We start from the raw sequence: 20,970 nt of genomic DNA on the forward strand, positions 1-20,970 counted from the left end.
TTTAGCGCGCCGTGCCCCCGACACAAGCCGCTCGCCGGCCTAGTCGGCGTTCGTGAACGCTCCCGAGCGCCCCATCTGGTAGGCCCGCTGCACGACGAACCGCGCGGGGAAGGCCACCCGCACCGGCCGGTGCTTGCGGCCGTCCTGGGGGCGGTGTACGAGCGTCCGGGTCTGGGGCCGCCACTCGTGTGCCGGGGGGAGGTCCTGTGCCCCCTTGCCGTCGTGGGCCCGCGCCGTCTCGACCGCGTACACGTCGCCCTGGCGGCGCACGCGCTTCCCGGCGGCCTTGGCGCGGGTGACCTCGGACGGCTCCAGCCACGCCAGGGCGTTGGCCACGGTGGTGACGGTGCCCGGCACCCGCACGGCGAACGTTCCCGAGTCGTCGCGCCCGCACAGGTAGGACAGCGACGCCCGGCGCGCCCCGAACGCCTTGCTGTACTGCCGCCATCCCTCGGCGTGCAGCAGATACAGGCGCTCGGCGGAGCTGCGGTCCACGAGTTCGACCACCGCCGTCTCGTAGGTGCCCTCAATGGCCGTCTCACCGCCTCGGCGCCCAATCTCCGCCCGCATCTGCCGCTCGATCCTCGCCCTCAGCCGCTGCGCGGACCCGCGGAACACCGGGGCGACGGGGCGGTTGGCGGCGCGGCCGGCGCGCAGTTCACGGATGGCCCGCTCGGTCCGGTAGCCGGGAAGGCCGTTCTCCCGCAGGTAGCGGGCCAGCTCCCGGGCGCTGAGATCACGCGGCTTGATGTAGGGGCTCAGGGTCATCGCCATCTGTCCACTCCCGTACTCCGGTGCGCCGTCTTGCGCGGTGGAATCCACTCTACGGCGCCTGTATACAGACAGCTACAACTGCATACAGATTCCTGAAACTGGCATATGCCAGGGCGCCTGCAAGGTCGCGGGAGCGCGCCGCTTGGCGCGGGGCTGGAGGTGCCAGCCCCGCCGGTGGGGCTGTTCAGGGCCCCTTGCGGGGCGGTACCTCAGGGCCGCGCGGTTTCGCATGGTTGGTCTGCGCGGCCAAGTACCGATGCCTGAGGGTGTGCGTCCGGGTTGCCGCAGGTCCGTGGCGGGTCGGCGTGGTTTGGGCCTGCGGCGGCCCTCATCGGGCGTAGTGGAGGCGGCGCCTAGCGCGCGGTTTCACGCGGTTGGTCTGCGTCGGTGGCCGCCGCCGTCGGGAGAGGGCAAGGCCTCCCCCGACGCCCAGAACCCGGAGACAGGGTCTACGGAGCAGTGGCGGGAATCGCGCCGGGCATACCGTCCGCCCAGTTCACTTCCCCATTGTCGTGCTCGTCGCCGTCGTGGCCCGGCTCGTCGGTGCACTGCTGCCACTGGGCGAACACGTGGCGGTCAAACTCCTCGTGATCGGTGGGGAGGTAGAGGGCCGTGCAGGTGTCGGGGTTGGGGTGGGGAGCGGGAGCAAAAACGCCAATGGCGGCGAGGGTTTCATCGAGGACCTCGTAAGCCGCGCGCCCCAGACGATTCCCGCTTCGGCTGGCCGAGCCGGTCATTCGTTCATACGCCTGCTGGTACTCGGCCTTGGTGAGGATTCGCACCGCTGGAACGGGCGGGGTGCCGATGTTTACCCGGCCGGAGCGGGCGACCTGATCGAGTAGCTGGGCAGGGGTCAGGCCGCGTCGGACCGCGCCATCTTGGATGACGGCGCCGATGTCATCCAGGGTCGTGGCAGTGTCGAGGGCGTCGTGGAGATCGGTGTAGTTCTCGGACATCGGGGGGGCCTCCTGGGGCAGGCGTCGGGGAAGGTGGGGCTGGGCGTCATCGCGGTAGGCGGGTGCCTTCAGGGACGTTACTGGGGGCTTCCCTCTGGGGGGTACGTGAGGTCCTGGCCGTCCTCGCTGATGACGAGGAAGGGGGGCCGCTCGCGGCGGGCGGGGATGAAGCGGTCGAGCCACGTGCGGGGTTCGACGTCGGCGGGTCGCAGGTCGGCCGCGTCCAGGACCAGGAGCTGCTCGCGCGACAGGATGTCGTTAAAGCGGAACGGGGGGTAGGCGGCGACCCACAGTTGGAGGCGTCCCTGTTCGATGACCACCGTGAAGGTGTGGTTTCCCCGCCAGACCCGGTAGGGCTCCTGGAGGGGGGCAGCGGCGGCCCGGTCGAGGTAGACGCGGGCGCGCCGGGGGCCGGCGGCCCAGGGGTATTTGGCGGGCTCGGCCATGACCTCGGCGGTCCAGTCGGCGACGGCGCGGGGCATGTCTTCGCGGACGCGGACGACGAAGTGGCCGCCGTCGGGGGAGAGGGCAAGGCCTCCGCCGACGCGGTGGAGGCTCTCCTCGCTGGCGCGGATGACGCCGGATCGGGTGAGCTCGATGTAGCGGTGGGGATAGACCTCGCGTCGGATGTCCTCCGGGAAGTCGAGTTCCTTCAGCAGCCGGACGGTGTTGGACGGGCCGGTGCCGCCGTAGCCGGACAGGCATTCCTCCACGCCGATCACGGCGCCGTCGGCGCCGTGGATGAGCATGTTGGGCGCGTCGTGGTCGCCCAGGTCCGGGAAGACGGAGGGGTCGAGGCCGGATTCCAGGACGATGTCGGCCGGGTTGAAGGCGACCTGGACGCGGGTGAGGTCGCCGAGGGCGCCGGACTCGACGTAGGCGCGGGCCTCCTCGGCGCCGAGGACCGGGATCAGGGGCGCGTCGGCGGAGGGGTGGGGGGTGCGGGTGCGGGCCCGCTCCACCATGCCGGTCACGGCCCGGTGGGTGACGCCCAGTTCGCGGCCGATGGCCCGTACGCCAGTCTCGTGCCGGGCGCCGGCGTGCTCCTCTCCGAGGGCCACGAACCGCGCCACGGCGCGGTCCCGGTCGGCCTCGGCCTCGCGCAGTTGTCGGGCGATCAGGGCGATGCGCCGATGGCGGGCGTGCATCTCCGCCCGGTGCTGCTGCACAGCAGCCTTGAGCTTGAAGTGATCCATATCGTGGGACCCTAAATCCCCGAAGGGTGGATATCAAGGTATCCAGTCTTAGAACTCACCTGTGAGGCCATCGGATTGGCCGTATCCGGCGAGTGGACGCGTACCGGTCGGGTTCGCGGATCTCGCGCACGCCGACCCCCTGTTTACCGATACGCTGCACAAATCGGTAAACACACAACGTGAGGGCCAGCCACAGGATGTGACGGTCCGGGAGATGGTGTTTCGGTATGTCTGAAGTACTAACAGCGACTCTGTGCCAGTTCGCCCCGGGGGGCGAGTGGAGCTTGTGGATCAGACAGGGTGACGTCGACGTCTCCGCGAAGCTGGCTCCGACTGCATCCGGGGGGCTGCCTCCGCTGGCGGCCCGGACGGAGGCTCTCGCCGCACTCGGGTACCGGCCGATCTCCCCCAGCGCCCGCGCCGGGGGCTGGACCTGGTGGGAGACCACAGCCGAGCCTCAGATCTACGGCGAAATCATCGTGGAGCCCGCGGAGGTGGGGGAATGAGGACCGAGGCTCCGGCACGGCGGCGGCGTCACGCCCGGCTCGTCCTGGCCCTGACGGAACTGGTGGGGGCCTGCGCAGAGGCGGCGGCCGCCGTGTACCGGCCGATCGCCGAAGCGCCCTCGACGGCGGAGGGGGTGGCGGTGAACCGTTGGCCAATCATCTCCCTGGCGATGACGGCGGCCCAACGGCTCGACGCGGCCGACGCCGAGGATGCCGCCCGCTGGCCCCGTGCGGTCGAGCGGGAACTGGCGGGCAGTCAGGCTTCTTTCCAGGCCCGGTGTGCGGCGGCAGAGGCTGATCTGGTCGTCTCCGGCCTCGATCCGGCGACACCCGACGGTGCACCGGGCACCGTGCCGCTGCCCAGCGCACCGCAGCTGGCGGCCATGGGACTGGCGGGGGCCGGCGCCGACCTCCTCGAAGCCCTGGACGCCGACCCGCACGAGGGCCTGACCCTGTTGCGCGAGCTCACCGCGTCCGGGGAGTACACCGCGGGTGAAATCCTGGATGACGCCACGCACACGGCCTCCGTCGCAGGATGCCTGATCCTCCAGAGCGCCCAGCGCAACGAGGACCCGAGCGGCGCGGCCGAGCAAGCCCTGGCCGCCGCCCGGCAGTTCGCGTACGCCGTCAGCATCGCATCGCTGGACATGGACAACGAGCTTCCCGCGCAGGTGAAGGGATGAGCCGGCGGCCGCTGCTCGCGCATCTGCTCCAGCAGAGCGACGGGAGTTGGCGGCTGTGGGTGGACGTGCCCGGCGTGACCGCCGCACGCCAGCCCTCGACCGTCCTCCCGGCGGGCCCGGGCCCGTCGGTCGCGGCGAGGGCGGCCGCGCTCGCCCGGCTCGGCTTCGAGCCGGCCCGGCCGGGCCAGACCTGGACCTGGACCGAGGTGGCGCCCTCGCGCTGCGTGGACCTCGTCGGCACCATGCCGGTGGGGGCGGTCTCGGTCGCCTCGCCCCCGGCCCCGCGCCGGGGCGGCGCCGGCGCCCAGGTCCGCGACAAGGCCGCGGCACCGAAGCGGGCGGCGGCCGCTGCCCGCCCGGCACCCGAGCCGGCCGCGCGCCGGGCCGGGGCCGAACAGCCCGCGCCCCGGCGCCGTCCGGCCGCGCCGTCCGGCCGCGCGGCCGCCGTCACCCCGCCGCCGACCGCCCTCGCCCTGCCCGCGGGGCCCGCCGCGCGGGCGGCCGTGAGCGCGGGCCGTGCGCGTCCCGCCGCCCTGCCCGCGGGGGTGGACCGGCATCCCGACGACCGGCCGCCGGCCGCGCCCCCGGAGGTGGAGCGGCGTCAGGCGCTCGCGCTGCCCCCGACCGCCCCGCGGGTCCCCACGGTGCTGGACCAACTCCTGTCCCCGCGCCACGTACAAGAAGAGCGCCGACGGTGACGGACGACCCGATGAGCGTCCCGGACACCGCGCCGCTGTGCGGCATCCCCTGGGGGATCTGCCCCGAGCACGGGCCCACCCTCGCGGCCAGCGCGGGCCGGTCGCGGTGCACCTTCCCCGGCTGCGGGCGGCGCTGGCCCTATGACCGGCTCGACGCCCCGTGCGCAGAGCTGGCCACCCGCCGCATCACGGACCGGGCCGGCGCCTCCATCACCGCCTGCGCCGTGCACGCGGCGGAAGCGGGGCAGATGATCGACGGGGCCGCCGTCGAACCGCTGGAGCGTCCGTGAGCGACGCCTACAGGCCCGGCCGCCGGGGGCAACGGGAGGCGCTCGCGCCGCCCCGTCCCGCCCGCCGTGCTGGACGGACTCCTACACTTACCCCCACGGAAGGGCCCGGCTGCGATGACCGATAGGACGATGGCGGAACGGGAGGCGGCCGGTATCGCGCTGATGGACGCCGCCTACCGGCGGTGGGCGAACCAGCCGCCGGCCACCGTGACCCTGGACCGGCGAAACGCCTGGACGGTCCTCCTCGCGCTCCAGGCGGTCATGACCAACCCCGCGTTCGCCGGCACGGCGATGGGCTCCGCGGTGGAGGGCTGGGGGCGTCAGCTGCAAGAAGGGGTCCGTGATGACGCGGAACTGTACGCGGTGGCCGAACGGGGCTGGGCCCGCCACGATTCCGGCCGCCCTCCGGCGGCCGACTCCGCGCCGGACCCGGCCACGGTGCGGCTCATGACGGACGCCTACACCCGGTAGGGGGACGCCCCCACCGTGTCGGCGACGGCGGAGCGCCAAGATACCTGGGTCGTCATGATGGCCCTCCAGCTGGCCGTCATGCAGCCCGAGGTGGGCGAGACATCCATGGGCGCGGTGGTCGAGGCGGTCGGCCGCGCGCTGCAACAGGGGTTGTGTGACGACCCCGAGTTGTACGCGCTGGCTGAGGCGGGCTGGAACCGGGCAGCGGACATCGACCGGGATGCAGACTTTTAACACACAGGTAGCACTAGGGGGCTAAGCAGATGACGGACTCGGGGGCACCCGGCCTTCCGGCAGGAAGCGGATACGGCCTACCGCTGGACCGGTACGGGCTGAGGGAGTCGGCCGAGCCTGACGAGTCTGCGTCTCGCGCGACTGCCAGAGGTCTCCTCCATAACCAACTGCGTCTCCTGCGTGGGCGTGCCTGGGAGGCGCGCCGTCAACAGGGCAAGAGCGCGTCGGTGTCCGCGCTTATCCTCGCGGCGCGGACGATGCGGATTCCTCACGGTCACCAACTCGCGGAATCCACCGTGCAGCGGTGGTTCGGCCCCTACGACACTTTCGTGCCGCCCGCGCCAGAGCGACACGAGCAGGTATTGGCCGCAATCCACGTCATGCTGTCCTGGGCTGGCGAACCCGTGGACCTCGGCAACTGGCTTTCATACCTGGAACTCGCCTACTCCGAGCACCGATCGGGAGTCGGCACGCTGCACGCGCAACCGGCATCACTGACGCACGATCCGGACGTCGAGGTTTGGCTAATCCGACGTCGGGTTGAGCTCGCGACCCCCGAGGAACTCGGCAGCGCCAACCGGTACAAGACCTTCTGCCTGCGTGCCGGCGTACCGATCGTCAAGGACGGCTACGGCTTGCTGCTCCTGGAGGACGCCCGTGGCCAATTCCGCCGGACCTTGATGACCAGAAACGTCGCCTACGTCCGCCAGTTGGCCAAAGCAGAAAACGCGCGTCCCGGCTGGTTGCAAAATGCAAGCCTCCCGCGTCCAATATTTACGATCAAACGGGACGGATGGCCCGATGACTGGTCCTCCAACCCAAAGCCCGCAGTAGATATTCCTGACGATGAACCCGTCAGCCAGTGGCTCGCACGAATGATGAGGGATGCAGGAGTCACCACAAGCGAGCTTGCGCAGGCCCTCGGGGGAATAAATCGCGCCGTTGTCTCCACCTGGCTTTCCGGCAGAGCAGTACCGGCCGACGGGAAGCAGGAAGAAATCAAGGAATATCTCCTGGCTGCCGGGGAAGTTGCAGCATTCCTCGACGATCATCACCGCCAAACACCTTCCCCCCTTCGCTGCTGGCAGAATGGCGCGGCGGTTATCATCGGCGTATCAGCCTACACAAAGATGGAAGCAGTCCCCTCCATTTCCAACAATATCGCTTCACTCAAGGATCTCATGACAAGTGGGCTCGGGATCCCCGAAAGAAGCGTCTTCTTGGTGAGCAATCCGACATCAGGCACAGAAATTCACCAAGCAATCGAGGAGGCGGCGGAGACCGCCGACCCTGCAAGCGGTGCCCTGCTCGTCTACTTCTCCGGGCATGGCTGGACCGACCGGGGACGGTTGATGCTAGGGCTGACGGACTCCTCCCGGTCCCGCCAGTGGTCCGCGCTCGACTTCAACAATTTGCGCATCCAGATCGCGGACAGCCAGATCAGCAGCCGTGTAGTCATCCTGGACAGCTGCTACAGCGGGGCCGCGCTGGACATTCTTGGACCCGAGGACTTGGCAGATGCCGCAGCCATCGACGGCACGTGCGTCCTGACGGCTTCCAACGCCACGACCGCGGCCCTTGCACCGTCCGGTGAGCGATTTACCACTTTCACCGGACACCTCATCGCAGCCCTCACGGAAGGAATCCCGCAGGGACCTTCGGTGATTAACACGGATTCGTTGTACCGCTATATTGAGCGGGCTGCCAGGGAGCGCGGATTTCCCCTTCCTGGACGGCAAATCGGTGGCGACGGAGACCGGGTTGAAATCATGCCAAACAGATGGAGAGGAAGACCGTGACTGAATCAATCAAGATCACCCACTCGAACGGAATCGAGAGCCTTCAGGAGCTGAAAACATTCCTCGTCCGCGACCCGGAAACCCGCCGACTGGGGCGGATCCGGTGGGAGAATTCCGCCCCGGCAACCGGAGTTCTCGGCGACGGTCTCGATATACTAACCCTTGTCGTCACAAGCGCGATGGCGCTTCCGAGTTTTATTCAAGGTGTCTCCAACTGGGTAAAGTCCCACGGAACCGGTGAAAGTGGGGTCGAAATCAAACTTGGTGTCACCCGTATCACGGTGTCGGGAACTGAAGATCCTGCGCAGATCCGACGACTTGCAGATGTACTCAAATCTGCCTACCCGGAGGAAACCCCGCCAGCTGGTTTGTGAGATCAAGTTGGGCACCGGGCATCCAAGGAACCACGGAGCACCACGCAGTTAGGGAGAAATCTTCGGTGGATTCAGTATGGATCGGCGGGAATCCGTCGAACTTGGACCCGGGGACAAGGTTGGCGTTGGTCGCCCTCGTGGCCAGCATGCTCGGCGTGATCGAGGCGGACCGCATCCGGGCGGTGGCCGCCTGATGACCACATGCGCCGCCAGCTCGACGGATCCAGTCACCCGGCCCGTGCCTGCCAGGCAGGAGCGGGAGGACGGGAGATGACCGCCGAACTCGTCAGCTCCGGCGGCCTTCCGGCTCCGCGCCCGGGTGAGCTGCCGCCGGGGCGGGTCCTGCATCCGGACGGCTACGCAGTCGACGCGGCCACGCTCGCCCTTGCCGCGTCGGCCACCCCGGGCAACACCACCCGCGGCCGGGAGTCGCGGATGGGCCGCTACGTGGCCTGGTGCCGCGAGCGGGGGCGGCTCCACGACGATCCGGGCACCCTCGCCGACTGGGCGGCCTGGCTTGCCGGCCAGCAGCACCCGGCCGAGACGATCCACGTCTACACCAGCACGATCGCCGAACGGCTCGCGGACCGCGGAGCCATCGTGCTGCCCTCCGAGCGTGCCTTGATCGACGGAATCGTCAAGGCCCGTGGCCGGGAGGAGGCACGGGAACCCAACGGGCAGGGGGACGCCCTCCAGGCGACGGAGTGCACCCGCGAGGACCTGCGGGCCATGCTCGCCACCCTCGAGCGGACCACGGTGGAGGGTAAGCGGGACGCGCTGATCCTGACCCTGGCCTGGTACATGGCAGGCCGCGCATCCGAGCCGGCCTCACTCAATATCCGCGACGTCTCCGAAACCGCGGTACGACTGACCGACCCCGTGGCCGGGGAGGCGGTGGAACTCTGCGGCCTGGTCGTCCTGTTGCGGCTGTCGAAGACGAACCCGCACGGGAAGACAACGGACGTCATCCGGATCGTGGCCCAGGACGACGAGACGTGCCCGCTCGCGGCCTGGCGGGCCTGGTCAGCCGTCCTCGCCGACCAGGGCAAGACGTCCGGGCCCCTGCTGCGGCGGGTCAAGAACGGCCGGCTGACGGAAGCGGGCCGCCCGCCGGCCGACGACACCCGAAGGGGCGGGATCGGGGACCGCACCATCCGCAACACGATCGCCCGGGCCGCGGCCGCCGCGAACCTCGTCCGCCCTCTGGAACCGGAAGAGCGCGTCCTGTTGTCGACGGCGGCCGCGCGCGAAGAGCTCGGCGCCCTGGTCCTCACCCCCGAGGGGCGCGACGCGCTCAGGGCCCGGCGCCGGCTCGCCAGCCGGGCTCTGCGCCGGAGCCTGCCCCGCTACTCCGGGCACTCGATGCGGCGGGGCAAAGTGCGCGACGACCAACGCCGGCGGATCCCGCGGCACATCATCGAGCGGCAGAACCGCTACACCGCCGGAAGCCGGGCCCTGGCTCGGTACCTGGACGATCTCGTGGCCTGGGACGACGTCCCCACCCTGCCCGAGCGGCTCCGCCGCCGCCCCTGACCGGCACGAATCCCCCGTTTCGGGCTTTCGCCTGTCTGGTCGGCCACCGCCGGGTTCCCTCCCGTCGGCACCGGGCCGCCGGAAGGGAACCCGGCGGTGGGTCCTCAGGTACCCACGGCCTTGTCGTCCACGGCCATCTGCCCGGGAATCTGCTGCGCATCGGCAGCGGCGCGCCGTGCCTCGGCCAGAGCCACCGAAAGCTCCTCGATCACACGGGCCCTGTCCGTGAGTTCTTCGGCGAGGGTTTCGGCGCGCTCTTCGGCCGCGCTGGCTTTCTCCTCGGCCTGGGTGCGGGCGGCGTCGGCCTCGTCGCGGCGGGTCTCGGCGCGCTCGGCGTCGGCCCGGGCATCGGCAATGAGCCGGTCGGCGCGCGCCTCGGCGCGCGTGGTCCGGTTCTCGGCGGCTTCCGCCCGCGCCTCCGCGCGGTCGGCGCGCTTGTCCGCCTCTGCCCTGTGGTAGGCCTCAGTGCTCACCCTTTCCCCGGCGAGCTCGGCCTCACCTCGTGCACGCTTTGTCTCCTCCATGGCCTGGGCGTAGCCGGCCGCCAGCTCGCGCCTCTCCTCCTCGGCACGCTCCTGGGCTGCCGTCGCGGCATCGCGGGCCGCACCGGCCTCCGTCGCGGCCTGCTCGGCGGTCCGCTGGGCCTGGCGGGCGGCATCTGCCGCGCGTACGGCATCATCGCGGGCCGTCTCAGCGTCCCCCTGGAGCCGGGCGGCGGCCTCCGCCGCGCGCACTGCGGTTTCGGCGGCGTCCTCGGCGGCCTCACGGGCCAGCCGGTCCCGCGCGGCGGCCGCCGTGGCGGCGTCCCGTTCGTCCAGCGCCTTCCGGGTCTCCGCCCGAGCGGCGGAGGCCTCCGCCTGGGCGCGAGCCGCCGTCGAATTCGCCTCGGCCACATCCCCGGCGCTCGCCGCTCGAGCGGCGGCCACCTGGGCCTCGATGCCCTCCGGCGAGGAGACCCGCCCCAGCTCGGCCCGCAGGCCGGCCGCCACCTGCTCGATCCGGTCCGTGAGCTCCTCAGCACGGAGAATCTGGCCGGGCAGGCCCGGCGAGCGGCGCTGACGCGCCCGCTCCGCCTTCGCGGAATTGGTGCAGGCGGGGCCGCAGTACGAGGGGGTGCGGCCGCCGTTGGACTCCGGTGTTTCCCGCTCGATCCGCTCGCCGCACACAACACATGGATTGGGCCAATAGCCGTACTGGCCGCCGGCTTCCGGCACCTCGGGGCCCGCGTCGTCGTCGGGGACTAGTTCCGGTTGGACAGACACGCTGACTCCTCGCCTTGCGGTGGTTGGTCGCAGAGTACTGATTAGGCGTCACCCACACTCCCACACAACAGGGTTTCCGACATACCGGAAACGATAAGTCGAAAACTCCGGGCCCAAGAAGAGGACCCGTCACCGGAACTTCCGGCGCGGGAAACGTAACGCGTTGGGGCAACGCGTTACGTTTGTAGGTAACGCGTTGCCCCAACGCGTTACTTCTAGGTCGGCGCGAGAGGTGAGGGGTCCGGATGGTGGCAGAGCGGCGGGAGTGCGGGCAGTGCACGCGGCGGGTCACGGGCAGGTCGGTGTACTGCTCGCCGGCCTGCAAGCAGCGCGCCTACAGGACGCGCAAGGGCCTGGAAAGCATCGATGCGGGGACGCCGGAGTTCGACTACTGCGTGCACTGCATGCAGGGCTTCCATTGGACCCGGTCCCGGGCGGGGCAGACGCGGTATTGGTGCTCCAACCGGTGCTCGCAGGCGGCCCGCCGGGCCCGCCAGGCCGAGGAGCGATGGCGGGAGGAGCAGCGGCGGCAGGAGGAGGAGCGGCGCCGGTGGGAGGAGCATCAGGCGCGCGAGCGGGAGCGGGCGCGCGAGCGGGCCAGGCGGCAACGGACGTCGTCTTCCTCCGGGTCGGGTTCGGACTCGGGGGCCTACCGGCGGACGTCCAACATGGGCACGGCTGAGGCCCGCCGGATCCTGTTCCGGCTCGCTGGCCTGGCCGATGACGGCACGGTAACGCTGAAGACCGCCCACCGGCGGGCGGCCAAGTCGTGCCATCCCGACGCGCACCCGGGTCGCGAGGAAGATTTCAAGCTGCTGGAGCGCGCGGCATCCATCCTGCGGGATGCTGGGCTGCTCTGACCGGCGCCTCACCTGCCGGCCTGCACGTCGTCGGCCTGGGCCTGGGCCCTGCGGCGGCGGGCGGCGTGCCACCGGGCGGCCGGGCGGTCGCCGGCGGCGCTGGGGATGACGCACCGGTCACCGGGGCGGGCGTGGCAGTGAGGACAGCTGTAGCGGGAGGCGATGGCCGCGCGTCGCCCCAGGGGGCCCGCCGTCGAGCGGGTCGCTTCGGCGGTGGGTGTGAGGTGGGCGGGGTCGATCAGCGCCCCGGTGCGGGCCAGTTCCCGGGCCCGGGCAAGGAGTCCGGTGGCGTTGATCCGCTGGGCTTCGATCTGGCGGGCACGGGCGTGGTCGGCGCGGCCGTCTTCGTCACGGGGGTAGGCGCGGCCTCGCGGGTCCATGCCGGGGATGACGGTCTGGTCCGGAGCGACGCGGGCGGGCCGCTCGTCGTGTGGCAGTGAGCAGAACTCCTCTTCAGCGGCCCACCACTCGTGTTGGGCCTGGTCGATGCGGGCGGTGGTGGCCAGGTGGGCCGTGCGGTCCGCGCTGCCGGTCTCCTGGCCTGCCTCGTACAGGCTGCGGCTGGTGGCGGCGTACACGGTCTCTCCGCGGCGCCGGGAACGGGCTGTCACCAGCTGAAGGCTCTGGAGCCGGGACATGTGCTTCAGGACCGTGAGGGGGCGGTAGCCGGTGGCCTCGACAAGCCGGGGCAGGGTGGCAGTGCGCAGAGCCTTCAAAGTCCACAGAGTGCGGGCCGCATGGTGGCCCAGGTCGTGCCAGAGACCTGCCTGGTAGTGGGTCAGAGCGTCCCAGACGGCCGCAGGAGACGGGGGCGCAGAGAAGCCGGGGCGCGCGGGGGGCGGGGGCGTTCCTGTTCTGTCAGACCCCGTATGAACAGGAGAAACGGCGTAGACGGCGCAGCGGTGGAGGTCGTGTTCAGGGCACTCGTGGCTGGTCGCCAAAGTGACCCTGCGGGCCTTACCGGCGCGGCGCTGGGCTTCCTCGGTGAAGAGGATCCAGCCGTCACGGTGGAGCCTCCACAGGGCCTGGGCGGCGGTCTGGCCGGAGTAGCCGGCGAGCACGCCCACGCGGCGGATGTTGGCCGAGATGTCCACGCTGCCAGAGGTGAGCATGAGCCACGCCAGAGCCAGGAGGACGGCGCAGTCCGCAGGACCGGACTGGCGCAGCCAACGGGCGGCCCCCGCTGCCTGCATGCGGGCGAACAGGTCGGCGACGGCGGTGCGTACCTCGTCGGACTCCGTCACCTGGCGGCCGTCGTCCTCAGGTCGGCGGGGCATCCGGGAGGCGTCCTCAACGGCCAGCCACCAGACCCGCTCCCACAGCGTTTCGGTTTCCTGCGCGCTGCGCGGGCGGCGGCTGCCGTCGCTCTGCCGCTCGCTGCGCAGCCACTCCAGGGCCGGTGTCGCCTGCTGATCGCGCACGGCCATCAGGCCCTCGGCCTGCGTCCATCCGGACATGGCCATGCCGCGCGCGGCGGCGTGCTTCAGCGCTGAGTGGTCTTCTCGGCGGCGCGGGCTGCGGTGCAGTGACCGAAGGGTGCGCGCGCTGAGCGGCCGCCAGGGCATGTCGAGTCGGGGGCACCCGGCGGCGTCCCGGACGACCGGGCGCACGCGCGGGCCCCGGGCCGCGATCGAGGGGGGCACCCGGCGGCCGTCGTGGCCGTAGGGGTCCGCGCCGGTCTGCGGGGGTGCCCCGGGGGGCAACTGGGGGGGCGTCTGGTCCGGGCCGGGCTCCGGAGTCGGGAGGGCTGCGGCCAGGGTCTCCAGCCGGACGGCGAGGCGCTCGAACGCCTCGGCCGGCGCGGATCCGGCCCCAAGAAGGTGCGCGGCTTCGGCGGGGGTGTGGCGGGTCAGGGTGCTGTACCCGCCGCTGCGGTGGGCCGCTCCGGGAGGACGTACGAGCCCGTCCTTGACGTTGCCGAGAGGCGAGGGGTCCAGGGAGGGACACAGCCGCTTCGCGGCCGCGTTGATGCGGTAGACGGTGTTGGGGTCGACGGTCTCGGCGCACCCGGTCCACAGGTGGACACCGCCGGTCGGGCCGGAGTCTGCCGGCACCGGCTCGATTCCCTCGGCGCGCAAAGCCGCGGTCAACAGCTCGGCGTCCGCAGCCACCTGAGCCGCGCTGACGGTCTTGGCGTCCAGGTCGAACGCCATGAACCGGAAGCGGCGGTAGGTCCGGCCACGACGGCCGTAGCGGAGGATGCCCAGGTGCGCGGCCATCGGCCGGTCCAGGTCCACGCCCGAGAGGGGCGTGTACCCGCCACATGCCTCCGCGTCCTCCGTCCTGGGCGGATAGACGTTGAGCCACTCGCCCGGCTCCGCCCCCGGGGCGGCCGTACGGATCCGGCGCTCGTGGTAAATGCCCAGGAACGCCCTCAGGGTGTCGTGGGCCAGCCCCCGCAGATCCTGGGGGGCATTCCGATCTTCTGCGGGCAAAACGCCCGAATTTTCTGCGGTGGCGCCGTCAACATTGTCGACAAGTCGAGCGCGCGACACACCCATTAGAGGCATGCCGGTGCCACCACCGCGGCTCACTGCTACGATGGCAGAGCTCCTCGGTGCTATGAGGACGCACGAAAGCCCCCGCGCGTTGGCCTAGGAAACCGGCGCACACGGCGGCTGGAGTGCTTTTTCTAGGGCCCGGAGTCTCAGTGTTGGGATGGGGATCCTTTAAGGGCTGAGACCCGGGCGGCTCACGTAGAGGTCATCGGGTAGGAGTGCCGAGACCCGTTACGCGGCCGGTGCGATCACCCGGCCTCCTTCAACTTCTTGCGAGCGGGGTGTGCCTGACGGTGCCTCTCGTGCATCTCCATCAGGGCCTGTCGGATCACCTCGGCACCGCTGATGCCCTTCTCGGTCACCAGGTCCTCGTACGCCCTGCGTACGGGCTCGCCGGGGTGCAGCATGAGGCCAGCGCGAATGGACTTGTCCGCCGGGAATGCGTCGGACTTGCCTCGGTGCGGAACGCCTCTGGGTGCTGCCATGATCGAGAGCATACGCGGTCGGGACGTTAATGTCCGTTACCTTTGGCGTGTCCGCGGGTTTTTCTTTGAGAAGTCGACCCGATTCCACACTTAAGACTGGCCAGTTGGCGCGATGTTGACGCCTAGTGCGCTTGTCATACGGCCTGTTGGGCCCGCTCCGGCGATCGGTGCGGGCCCGGGCGGTCAGCGGGTGATGGGCCACTCGGTGGGCGGGATGGGGGCCTGCTGAGCGTGGTCCCGTGCGGCCTCGTCAGTGCCGCAGGGCGTGCAGATGGCCAGGGTGCGGTGTGTGGTGATGCGGGAGCAGGCGGGGCGGTTGCCAAGAGGGCCGGCGCATCGCGGGCAGGTGTTCACTGGGGCTCCGATTCGTCTCGGGCTGCTTTGAGGATCTTGGTCCAGGTGCTGGCGGATGATCCGGGCATGAGGGCGTGCAGACGCTCGATGTGGCGCGCGGGTCGTTCGTCGGGGTGTTCGGCGAGGACCTGGCGGGCGAGGTCTAGGCGGGGGTCGCCGACGTAGGCGGTGCCGTGGCGCGCCCCGCTGGGGCGTCCTGCTCCGGCGGGCGGTTTGGGCAGGGTGCGGGTCTCGGCGTAGTGCTCGATGTCCTGCTGGCGCCATCGCGGGCCCCGGCGGGCAACCGGGTCACTCCACTCGATGGGGGCGGGGAATCCCTCGGGGGGTGCGACCGCCGCTTTGCTGGCCCAGGTGTGGTCGGCGTGGCCCAGGATCGCGGAGACTTCCACCACTCCAATCAGTGCCTGGCGGTTGCGGTCCCACTGCTCCCATTCCTCGGCGTCCCACGTGAGGGTACGGCCGGCCTTCTTGGCAGGCGGGTGACCGTTGCTGTCGCGGTCTGCCCAGAGCCGCTTAAGTTTCATGGGGCTGTAGCCGTAGGCCGCGCTGATCTCGTCGCGGGTGAGGCGGCGGCGGTCGCCGGGTCCCTGGGGCATGGTGGAGGCTCCTGGCGGGCGGGGCCCGCGGGGGTCAGGGGGAGAGGGTCCAGGTATGGGCGTCTCCCCGGGCGGTGATGCGGGTGAGGTTGGCGATGTCGTCGCGGGTGATGGCGGCGGCCCAGTCCTGGCGGTCGGGGTGGTCGTCCAGGTGCCACACCTCGTACATGCCGGGCTGGCCCTCCACGATGTCCACGATGACCAGGACAGTGCCGGGGGTGGTGCCGTTGGCGCGGGCGGCGTGGGGGTGGAGTCGTACCTGATCGCAGGGCTGGGGGTCTACGGGGTCTACCATGGGTGGTGTCCTTTCTGTGGGCCGTGAGGCCTTGCAGTGCGAAGGGGATATTTCGCCCGGCGGCCTTTTGCCCATTGCGCCGCCGGGCATCTTCATTTTTCCAGCGTGGCCCCGGGGGTTTGCCCGTCCCTCCGGGGCTTCGCTGTGTCTGCTGCGGGGCCGCGCGCGGGCGCGTCCGCCGGTCAGGTGTTGTCGGTCTCGTCGGGGTGGGGCTGGCGGGGGATGCGGGCGGCCCGGGCGGTGTTCCAGTCGTCGGTGGGCTGGGGGGCTCGCTGGTGCGGGATGGTCGGGATGGCCCGCTCGTTCCAGTCGTCGTGGGCGTGGTCGTGCTGCATGGGGGCTCCTGGGGTGCGAAGGGGCGGGCGCGCGGGGCGCGCCCGGTCCGGCCGGGGTTGCCCTCCCCGGCACGGCGGTTGTGGTGGTGCGGCGGTCAGCGTGGCGGCCTCCCGCAGGGTCACGCGGGCGCAAGCTGCGGTCCGGCAGGGTCCTTCCCGGCCGCCGGGCGGCGGCCGGGAAGTGGGGGCGGTCAGGAAAGGGCGGCGGCCGCGCGGGCGAGGTCGAGCCGGTAGCGGGTCACGGCGCCGGGGCTCAGCACGGTGCACAGGGGCTCCCAGCCGGAGCGGGCCCCGGGGTGGTCGAGCCGGTACGCCCAGTGGTTGAGCTCCGCCCGGTCGTCGGCCGTGAGCTCGCGCGGCTCGCCTGCGGCGGTCCAGTACGTACCGGTGGCGGCGACGGTGGCGGCGGTGCCGCTGTAGGCGGTGAGCTCCAGTGCCGCGGCGTCGAAGGGGGCGGCGTGGTCGCAGTCCGTGAGAACGTCGCGGACAACCGAGGCCAGCAGTACGGCCACGGTGCGGCCCATCTCGGGGCCTGCCGTGCCGGTCTCCTGAAGGTCGTAGACGCGCTTGGCAGCGGCGGCCAGATGGGCGCCGTCGGGGACGGTGTAGGCCATTGTTCTCTCCTGTGCGAAGGGTGCAGGGCACAAAAGTGCCCTGGTCGGACGGGGTTTGCCCTCCCCTGCCGACTTATCTATTGAACCACATTTGCGGTCCTTGATCTAGGCGGCGGGGGCATGTGCCGCGGCGCGGGGGTGTACGGCGGCCCGGAGCTGTGGGGGGTCAAGGGGAAGGAGGGTGGCGGGGAGAGTCACGTGGGTCTGTCCGGGAAAGCGGGTGGCGATGGGTGGGCGGCGGGCGCGGCGGGGACGGCGCGGGGGCGTGGTGACGGGCTCGCGGGGCCACAGCTCCAGCTGTTCGTGATGGGAGAGGCGGATTTCCCTGAGGCGCTCGGCGAACCGGCGATCGTGCGCGGCGCGGCGAGCTTCCTCCTGTCCGCCGGGGAGCGGCCGCAAGCACGTCCGCTCGGTGGTGGCGGGCTGGGGGCGGATGCGGCTCCACGCACGGAGTGCAGCGGTGCCGTCCTCGGTGGGGGTGACGTATCGGCCGTCGCAGACGAGGAAACCGGCGTCTGTGAGGCCGGCGATCCTGCGGCGGGAGACGGTCCGGCCACGGGCCCGCGGGTCGGTGGGGTCCATCTGGTAAAAGACGGTGCCGTCGTAGTGCAGGTGGCCCCGGGCGGCCGCACACACGGCGTCGGCCTGGGCGGTGCTCCAGCCGAGCGCCCGGGCCTGCCGTTCCCAGGTGGGGGTGTTGAGCGCGGTCTCGATCTGGCGGGCGTGTTCCTGTGCGTGCGCCTGGGCGGCGGCGTAGGCGCTGTTGCGGGACCAGTTGCCGTCACGGATGGTCTGGACGGTGGTGTACGCGCCTCCACCGCCGCAGGGCATGCACTGGACGGCGTAGGCGTCGTCCCGCAGGGTGAGAGGGGTGATCGACACGGACGGGGGGAGCCCCTCGATGGCGCCCATGGGCCGCTGGGCAAAGGTGTCCGGCGCGGGTGCGGGGGCGGGTTTCGCCGGCGTCGGCGCGGCCGGGAGCTCAGGCCCGTTCAGCCCTGCGGGCGGCTCCTCCTGGGCCTGCTCCTGGCGCTCGGGCTGCTGCGGCTGGTCCTGCTGTCCGGGCTGGTCGTGGTGCTCGGGTTCGGGCCGGTAGGGGGCGGGGTGGGCGGCGGTGCGGCAGATGCCGCACCGGGCGTCAACGGTCCAGGTATCGGGGCATTCGCCACAGCCGAACATGGCATGGGCCACAGCACGTTCACGCTCGGCGTGGCGGCGGTCCCGGTCTGCGGCCTGTTCGGCGGCGTACTCGGCCTCAGCGCGCTGCCGGCGTTCCTCCGCCTCGGCCCGGCTGATGGCGGCCTGCCGTGCGAACTCCCGCCCCCGCTCGCGGGCTCGGGCGGCCCGGGCCTGGGCGTGGTCCCCGTCGGGGAGGCACGGGAAGGTGAGTTGCTGTTTGTAGTCGGCGGTGTCGCCCTGGTGCTTGCGGTAGATGCGGCGGGCGCGGGCGGCCTGGTCTGCGGTGGAGAGCAGGGCGACGGGGTCGGCAGTGTGCAGCAGCAGGGAGGCCTTGCGGCCGTCGGGGGAGGCCTCGATGCGGCCGTGCTCGTCGGGGGCGGTGAGGAATCCGCTTGCGGTGAGCTCGGCGACGAGTGCGGCGGCGATGCGGCGGCCGCCGGGGCGGCGCCGGTATCCGCCCTGGGGGTCGGTGACGATGCCGGTGGTGGCGGCGTGGTCGACGGCCTCCAGGTGGCGGGCGGTCCAGCTGAGCTTGGGGCCGATGGTCTCGGCGGCGTAGGTGGCGCGCCATCGGGTGGGGTCGTAGTCGGCCTCGGTGGCGCCGTGGGTGCCGGTCCAGTAGCAGTGGTGGCACCCGCCCGTGCAGCGCGTGCAGGGCGCCGGCGCATCCGTCGTGCAGGCCTGCGGGAGCGGGTCGGTGATGTGGGTGGGCGCGGTCGGCCGGGTGAGGGTGGCGTGCGGCATGTGGTCCTCCTGTGGTGGGGGCGGGGCCGGTTGGGCTGGCGGGTGGTGGGTGCCGCACGGTCTGCGGGGCTGCGGGCGGGGCCCGGGCGGGGTGCGGCTGGGGCCGGGACGGGGGGAGCGTGAGAGCTCAGCCGGGGGCTGGGCTGCGCGCCGGGGTGCGGGTGCACGGCCGGGTGCCGGCTGCCGGGCCGGGGCCGGGGCGGCGGGCGCGGTCGGGGGAGCGATCACGGCCGGTCGCCGCCCCAGCGCCGGCAAGGCCTCGGGCTTCGCGGCCGGCGGAAAGGGGGCCTGCCGGGTGGCTGCTGGGTGCCCTGTTCAGCGGCCCTGGGGGCCGCTGTGCGGGGCGTTCGCGGGGCCGGGGCGGGTTTCCCGCCCCGGCCTGGTGGTGCGGTCAGCGGGCCGTCTGGGCGGTGCGGGCTTCGCGGAGGTACTCGGCGGCGAGGTCCAGTCGGATCAGGTGCTCGGGTTCCTCGGGCGTGCCGACGGATTCCAGGGCCTGGTAGAGGTGGAAAGCCGCGTGGCCAAGGGGGTGCTGCCGGTCGGGCTGGCGGTGGGCTGCGGCCCTGACGATGCCGTGGATGGGGGCAAGGTCTACAGCGGGGATGGGGCATCCCCGGTGCCTGCGGTTGCGGCGCATGTGCGAGTTGAACATCTCGCCTTCCCATCCGCACCGGATGCACAGCACCGGCCAGTGCACGTCAGAGCCGGGGTAGCCTCCGCGCGGCTGCCAGTCCTGGGCGTGGAGGTGCGCGAAGTAGAGGGCGGCGCTGGTGCGGTTGCGTGCGCTGTCGCGGAGGTTGGCGGCGAGGGTCGGGGGCAGGGGCTCGCTGAGCATGGTCTGTCGGAGGTGTGCGGCGTGATCTGCGAGTTCAATCATGAGCTGGGCGGCGGTGCTGGTCACGTGTGAGTCCTTTGTGCGAAGGGGTTGGTGGGTGGTGCACCACCGGCCGGGGCTGTTTGCCCTCCGCCCCGGCTGGTGGTGCGGTCGGCGGGCCTGCGGGCGGGTTGCCCTCGGCCCGATGGGTCAGGCGTGCTGGGTGGTGCGCTGGACGGGCCGGGTGAGGATGCGGGACATCCGTGCGGCGTAGGCCTCGGCCTCGGCGAGTGTGTCGGCGTGCGGGGCGAGGAGGATGAAGCTGCGCCCGCTGCCCTCGTAGATCCGGCGCCACACGCGTACGAGGTTGGTGGCGTGGGAGTGGGGGGTGCGGCAGGGGGCGACCTGTTCGGGGTCAGGGTTGTAGGAGGTGGGGCGGGGCCCGCACACCTGGCAGGGCTGCCACAGCCGGTAGGCGGTGGATCCCTCGTACTGCCCGGTGGGGGATACGGCGGTGGCGAGGTAGATGCGGCCGCGCTGGCTGCTGTCGAGGGGGGTGAGGTCCATGGGTGGTCTCCTGTGCGAAGGGAGTGGTGGCCGGGGGCGGTTTGCCCTCCGCCCCCGGCCGGGGTGGGGTCTCGGCTACCAGCCGGGGGGTACGTCCTCCTCGTGCGGGGAGGGGGCTTCGGGGGAGTCGTCCCACCAGTGGCTGTCGGGGTGGTTGAGACAGGTCGGGGAGCACTCCTGCCCGTCGTCGGCTCCGCAGTCTTCGCAGTCCCCGACGGTGTTGTACTGGGCGGCCATTACAGGGCGCCCCGGTCGCGGAGGTAGGCGCCGAACAGGAGCGTGACGGTGGTGTCGCTGGTGGCGGGGACTCGGCGGGCGCTGATCACGCCGTCCCGCTGCCGGTTGCGGGAGACTACGAACTGGCGGCTGATGGCGGGGATGTGGAGGGCGTAGAGGCCGTGGCGGGTCTGGACGCGGACCACGGCGGCCTGCGCGGCCTCGTCGTAGGCGGCCGACATGGCCTGGGTGGGGATGTCGAACTGCCGGGCGAGCTCGGCGAGGATGGCGCGGGCCTGCATGAGGTCGGGGCCGTAGTCGGTGGGGGTTGTGGTGTCGGCCTGGGGGGCGCATCCGCACCCGTCCTCGTCGGCGGGGGTGGTGCGGGCCGGGGCGAGTGCCTGGGGGCCGGTGCCGGTGGTGGCGTGGTCGATGTAGGCGGCGACGTCGGCGGCCGTCGTGAGGATGACGGGCTTGCCGATGGTGGGGACGACGATCCAGGACCCGTCGGCGGTGGCGGTCATCGAGGTGATCGCGCCGGACCACATGAGGTCGGTCAGGTCGAGGGCGGCGACGGCTTCGGGGGCGATGGCGCGGCTGTTGCGCTGCATGGTGGTGTTCCTGTTCTGGTGTGTGC

At 71.7% G+C, this 20,970-nt stretch carries 25 protein-coding genes; 10 read left to right on the forward strand and 15 right to left on the reverse strand.

Annotated features, from left to right (window positions below; genetic code table 11):
- Positions 1 to 39 precede the first annotated feature (39 nt).
- The 3 genes from ACIRBY_RS37145 to ACIRBY_RS37155 form a co-directional block, all read right to left on the reverse strand.
- Positions 40 to 774, reverse strand: coding sequence for a hypothetical protein (locus tag ACIRBY_RS37145; protein WP_403909331.1), 735 nt, complete (start codon positions 772 to 774; stop codon positions 40 to 42).
- Positions 775 to 1,223: 449 nt separating this feature from the next.
- Positions 1,224 to 1,730, reverse strand: coding sequence for a hypothetical protein (locus ACIRBY_RS37150; RefSeq protein ID WP_403909334.1), 507 nt, complete (start codon positions 1,728 to 1,730; stop codon positions 1,224 to 1,226).
- A gap of 77 nt (positions 1,731 to 1,807) precedes the next feature.
- Positions 1,808 to 2,926, reverse strand: a complete 1,119-nt coding sequence (locus ACIRBY_RS37155) for a hypothetical protein (RefSeq protein WP_403909337.1) — start codon at positions 2,924 to 2,926, stop codon at positions 1,808 to 1,810.
- Positions 2,927 to 3,153: 227 nt separating this feature from the next.
- Between ACIRBY_RS37155 and ACIRBY_RS37160 the strand changes: the two genes are divergently transcribed.
- The 9 genes from ACIRBY_RS37160 (at position 3,154) to ACIRBY_RS37200 (ending at position 9,514) form a co-directional block, all read left to right on the forward strand.
- Entirely contained in the window at positions 3,154 to 3,432 is a 279-nt protein-coding gene (locus ACIRBY_RS37160) for a DUF6303 family protein (protein ID WP_403909340.1), read from the forward strand.
- Complete coding sequence (locus tag ACIRBY_RS37165) at positions 3,429 to 4,115, forward strand: hypothetical protein (protein WP_403909343.1); 687 nt, start codon at positions 3,429 to 3,431, stop codon at positions 4,113 to 4,115. The genes ACIRBY_RS37160 and ACIRBY_RS37165 overlap by 4 nt, the downstream gene beginning before the upstream one ends.
- The gene (locus tag ACIRBY_RS37170) at positions 4,112 to 4,813 is read left to right on the forward strand and encodes a DUF6303 family protein (RefSeq protein WP_403909346.1); all 702 of its coding nucleotides are present in this window, start codon (positions 4,112 to 4,114) and stop codon (positions 4,811 to 4,813) included. The genes ACIRBY_RS37165 and ACIRBY_RS37170 overlap by 4 nt, the downstream gene beginning before the upstream one ends.
- On the forward strand, positions 4,810 to 5,103 hold the full coding sequence (locus tag ACIRBY_RS37175; protein ID WP_403909349.1) for a hypothetical protein: 294 nt from the start codon (positions 4,810 to 4,812) through the stop codon (positions 5,101 to 5,103). The genes ACIRBY_RS37170 and ACIRBY_RS37175 overlap by 4 nt, the downstream gene beginning before the upstream one ends.
- A 114-nt stretch (positions 5,104 to 5,217) precedes the next feature.
- The gene (locus ACIRBY_RS37180) at positions 5,218 to 5,574 is read left to right on the forward strand and encodes a hypothetical protein (RefSeq protein ID WP_403909352.1); all 357 of its coding nucleotides are present in this window, start codon (positions 5,218 to 5,220) and stop codon (positions 5,572 to 5,574) included.
- Positions 5,575 to 5,628: 54 nt separating this feature from the next.
- The gene (locus tag ACIRBY_RS37185) at positions 5,629 to 5,808 is read left to right on the forward strand and encodes a hypothetical protein (protein ID WP_403909355.1); all 180 of its coding nucleotides are present in this window, start codon (positions 5,629 to 5,631) and stop codon (positions 5,806 to 5,808) included.
- A 227-nt stretch (positions 5,809 to 6,035) separates the two neighbouring features.
- Complete coding sequence (locus ACIRBY_RS37190) at positions 6,036 to 7,607, forward strand: caspase domain-containing protein (RefSeq protein ID WP_403909358.1); 1,572 nt, start codon at positions 6,036 to 6,038, stop codon at positions 7,605 to 7,607.
- Complete coding sequence (locus ACIRBY_RS37195) at positions 7,604 to 7,981, forward strand: hypothetical protein (RefSeq protein WP_403909361.1); 378 nt, start codon at positions 7,604 to 7,606, stop codon at positions 7,979 to 7,981. The genes ACIRBY_RS37190 and ACIRBY_RS37195 overlap by 4 nt, the downstream gene beginning before the upstream one ends.
- A 270-nt stretch (positions 7,982 to 8,251) precedes the next feature.
- Positions 8,252 to 9,514: a hypothetical protein gene (locus tag ACIRBY_RS37200; RefSeq protein ID WP_403909364.1), complete on the forward strand. Its 1,263-nt coding sequence runs from the start codon at positions 8,252 to 8,254 to the stop codon at positions 9,512 to 9,514.
- A 104-nt stretch (positions 9,515 to 9,618) separates the two neighbouring features.
- Here ACIRBY_RS37200 and ACIRBY_RS37205 read toward each other — a convergent pair whose 3' ends face one another.
- A complete protein-coding gene (locus tag ACIRBY_RS37205; RefSeq protein ID WP_403909367.1) occupies positions 9,619 to 10,776 on the reverse strand; it encodes a hypothetical protein in 1,158 nt (385 codons plus the stop codon).
- Positions 10,777 to 11,021: 245 nt separating this feature from the next.
- On the opposite strand from ACIRBY_RS37205, the gene ACIRBY_RS37210 reads away from it, so the two are divergent.
- On the forward strand, positions 11,022 to 11,636 hold the full coding sequence (locus tag ACIRBY_RS37210) for a J domain-containing protein (protein ID WP_403909370.1): 615 nt from the start codon (positions 11,022 to 11,024) through the stop codon (positions 11,634 to 11,636).
- 8 nt (positions 11,637 to 11,644) lie between these two features.
- On the opposite strand, the gene ACIRBY_RS37215 is transcribed toward ACIRBY_RS37210, so the two are convergent.
- The 11 genes from ACIRBY_RS37215 to ACIRBY_RS37265 all read right to left on the reverse strand — a co-directional run bounded on the left by ACIRBY_RS37215 (position 11,645) and on the right by ACIRBY_RS37265 (position 20,944).
- Positions 11,645 to 14,071: a hypothetical protein gene (locus ACIRBY_RS37215; RefSeq protein ID WP_403909372.1), complete on the reverse strand. Its 2,427-nt coding sequence runs from the start codon at positions 14,069 to 14,071 to the stop codon at positions 11,645 to 11,647.
- Between the two features lie 311 nt (positions 14,072 to 14,382).
- Positions 14,383 to 14,619, reverse strand: coding sequence for a hypothetical protein (locus ACIRBY_RS37220; RefSeq protein WP_403909375.1), 237 nt, complete (start codon positions 14,617 to 14,619; stop codon positions 14,383 to 14,385).
- Positions 14,620 to 14,969: 350 nt separating this feature from the next.
- Complete coding sequence (locus tag ACIRBY_RS37225) at positions 14,970 to 15,569, reverse strand: hypothetical protein (RefSeq protein ID WP_403909378.1); 600 nt, start codon at positions 15,567 to 15,569, stop codon at positions 14,970 to 14,972.
- Between the two features lie 34 nt (positions 15,570 to 15,603).
- On the reverse strand, positions 15,604 to 15,864 hold the full coding sequence (locus ACIRBY_RS37230) for a DUF6211 family protein (protein ID WP_403909381.1): 261 nt from the start codon (positions 15,862 to 15,864) through the stop codon (positions 15,604 to 15,606).
- A gap of 182 nt (positions 15,865 to 16,046) precedes the next feature.
- Complete coding sequence (locus ACIRBY_RS37235; protein WP_403909384.1) at positions 16,047 to 16,199, reverse strand: hypothetical protein; 153 nt, start codon at positions 16,197 to 16,199, stop codon at positions 16,047 to 16,049.
- Positions 16,200 to 16,390: 191 nt separating this feature from the next.
- Positions 16,391 to 16,813, reverse strand: a complete 423-nt coding sequence (locus ACIRBY_RS37240; RefSeq protein WP_403909386.1) for a hypothetical protein — start codon at positions 16,811 to 16,813, stop codon at positions 16,391 to 16,393.
- Positions 16,814 to 16,918: 105 nt separating this feature from the next.
- Positions 16,919 to 18,736 carry a hypothetical protein gene (locus ACIRBY_RS37245; protein ID WP_403909389.1) on the reverse strand — a complete coding sequence of 606 codons (1,818 nt, stop codon included), beginning with the start codon at positions 18,734 to 18,736 and terminating at the stop codon, positions 16,919 to 16,921.
- Positions 18,737 to 19,127: 391 nt separating this feature from the next.
- Complete coding sequence (locus ACIRBY_RS37250; protein WP_403909392.1) at positions 19,128 to 19,637, reverse strand: hypothetical protein; 510 nt, start codon at positions 19,635 to 19,637, stop codon at positions 19,128 to 19,130.
- A gap of 123 nt (positions 19,638 to 19,760) precedes the next feature.
- A complete protein-coding gene (locus ACIRBY_RS37255; protein WP_403909395.1) occupies positions 19,761 to 20,117 on the reverse strand; it encodes a hypothetical protein in 357 nt (118 codons plus the stop codon).
- Between the two features lie 75 nt (positions 20,118 to 20,192).
- The gene (locus tag ACIRBY_RS37260) at positions 20,193 to 20,354 is read right to left on the reverse strand and encodes a hypothetical protein (protein WP_403909398.1); all 162 of its coding nucleotides are present in this window, start codon (positions 20,352 to 20,354) and stop codon (positions 20,193 to 20,195) included.
- On the reverse strand, positions 20,354 to 20,944 hold the full coding sequence (locus ACIRBY_RS37265; RefSeq protein ID WP_403909401.1) for a hypothetical protein: 591 nt from the start codon (positions 20,942 to 20,944) through the stop codon (positions 20,354 to 20,356). Before ACIRBY_RS37265 ends, ACIRBY_RS37260 begins: the two co-directional genes overlap by 1 nt.
- Between the last annotated feature and the right edge of the window lie 26 nt (positions 20,945 to 20,970).

Source organism: Streptomyces sp. NPDC096136 (assembly GCF_044763325.1).
GTDB lineage: Bacteria > Actinomycetota > Actinomycetes > Streptomycetales > Streptomycetaceae > Streptomyces.

Coding starts and splice junctions, on each gene's coding strand:
- ACIRBY_RS37145 (WP_403909331.1), bottom strand. CDS start 774: ATGGCGATGACCCTGAGCCCCTACATCAAGCCGCGTGATCTCAGCGCC.
- ACIRBY_RS37150 (WP_403909334.1), bottom strand. CDS start 1,730: ATGTCCGAGAACTACACCGATCTCCACGACGCCCTCGACACTGCCACG.
- ACIRBY_RS37155 (WP_403909337.1), bottom strand. CDS start 2,926: ATGGATCACTTCAAGCTCAAGGCTGCTGTGCAGCAGCACCGGGCGGAG.
- ACIRBY_RS37160 (WP_403909340.1), top strand. CDS start 3,154: ATGTCTGAAGTACTAACAGCGACTCTGTGCCAGTTCGCCCCGGGGGGC.
- ACIRBY_RS37165 (WP_403909343.1), top strand. CDS start 3,429: ATGAGGACCGAGGCTCCGGCACGGCGGCGGCGTCACGCCCGGCTCGTC.
- ACIRBY_RS37170 (WP_403909346.1), top strand. CDS start 4,112: ATGAGCCGGCGGCCGCTGCTCGCGCATCTGCTCCAGCAGAGCGACGGG.
- ACIRBY_RS37180 (WP_403909352.1), top strand. CDS start 5,218: ATGACCGATAGGACGATGGCGGAACGGGAGGCGGCCGGTATCGCGCTG.
- ACIRBY_RS37185 (WP_403909355.1), top strand. CDS start 5,629: ATGATGGCCCTCCAGCTGGCCGTCATGCAGCCCGAGGTGGGCGAGACA.
- ACIRBY_RS37200 (WP_403909364.1), top strand. CDS start 8,252: ATGACCGCCGAACTCGTCAGCTCCGGCGGCCTTCCGGCTCCGCGCCCG.
- ACIRBY_RS37210 (WP_403909370.1), top strand. CDS start 11,022: ATGGTGGCAGAGCGGCGGGAGTGCGGGCAGTGCACGCGGCGGGTCACG.
- ACIRBY_RS37220 (WP_403909375.1), bottom strand. CDS start 14,619: ATGGCAGCACCCAGAGGCGTTCCGCACCGAGGCAAGTCCGACGCATTC.
- ACIRBY_RS37225 (WP_403909378.1), bottom strand. CDS start 15,569: ATGCCCCAGGGACCCGGCGACCGCCGCCGCCTCACCCGCGACGAGATC.
- ACIRBY_RS37230 (WP_403909381.1), bottom strand. CDS start 15,864: ATGGTAGACCCCGTAGACCCCCAGCCCTGCGATCAGGTACGACTCCAC.
- ACIRBY_RS37235 (WP_403909384.1), bottom strand. CDS start 16,199: ATGCAGCACGACCACGCCCACGACGACTGGAACGAGCGGGCCATCCCG.
- ACIRBY_RS37240 (WP_403909386.1), bottom strand. CDS start 16,813: ATGGCCTACACCGTCCCCGACGGCGCCCATCTGGCCGCCGCTGCCAAG.
- ACIRBY_RS37245 (WP_403909389.1), bottom strand. CDS start 18,736: ATGCCGCACGCCACCCTCACCCGGCCGACCGCGCCCACCCACATCACC.
- ACIRBY_RS37255 (WP_403909395.1), bottom strand. CDS start 20,117: ATGGACCTCACCCCCCTCGACAGCAGCCAGCGCGGCCGCATCTACCTC.
- ACIRBY_RS37260 (WP_403909398.1), bottom strand. CDS start 20,354: ATGGCCGCCCAGTACAACACCGTCGGGGACTGCGAAGACTGCGGAGCC.
- ACIRBY_RS37265 (WP_403909401.1), bottom strand. CDS start 20,944: ATGCAGCGCAACAGCCGCGCCATCGCCCCCGAAGCCGTCGCCGCCCTC.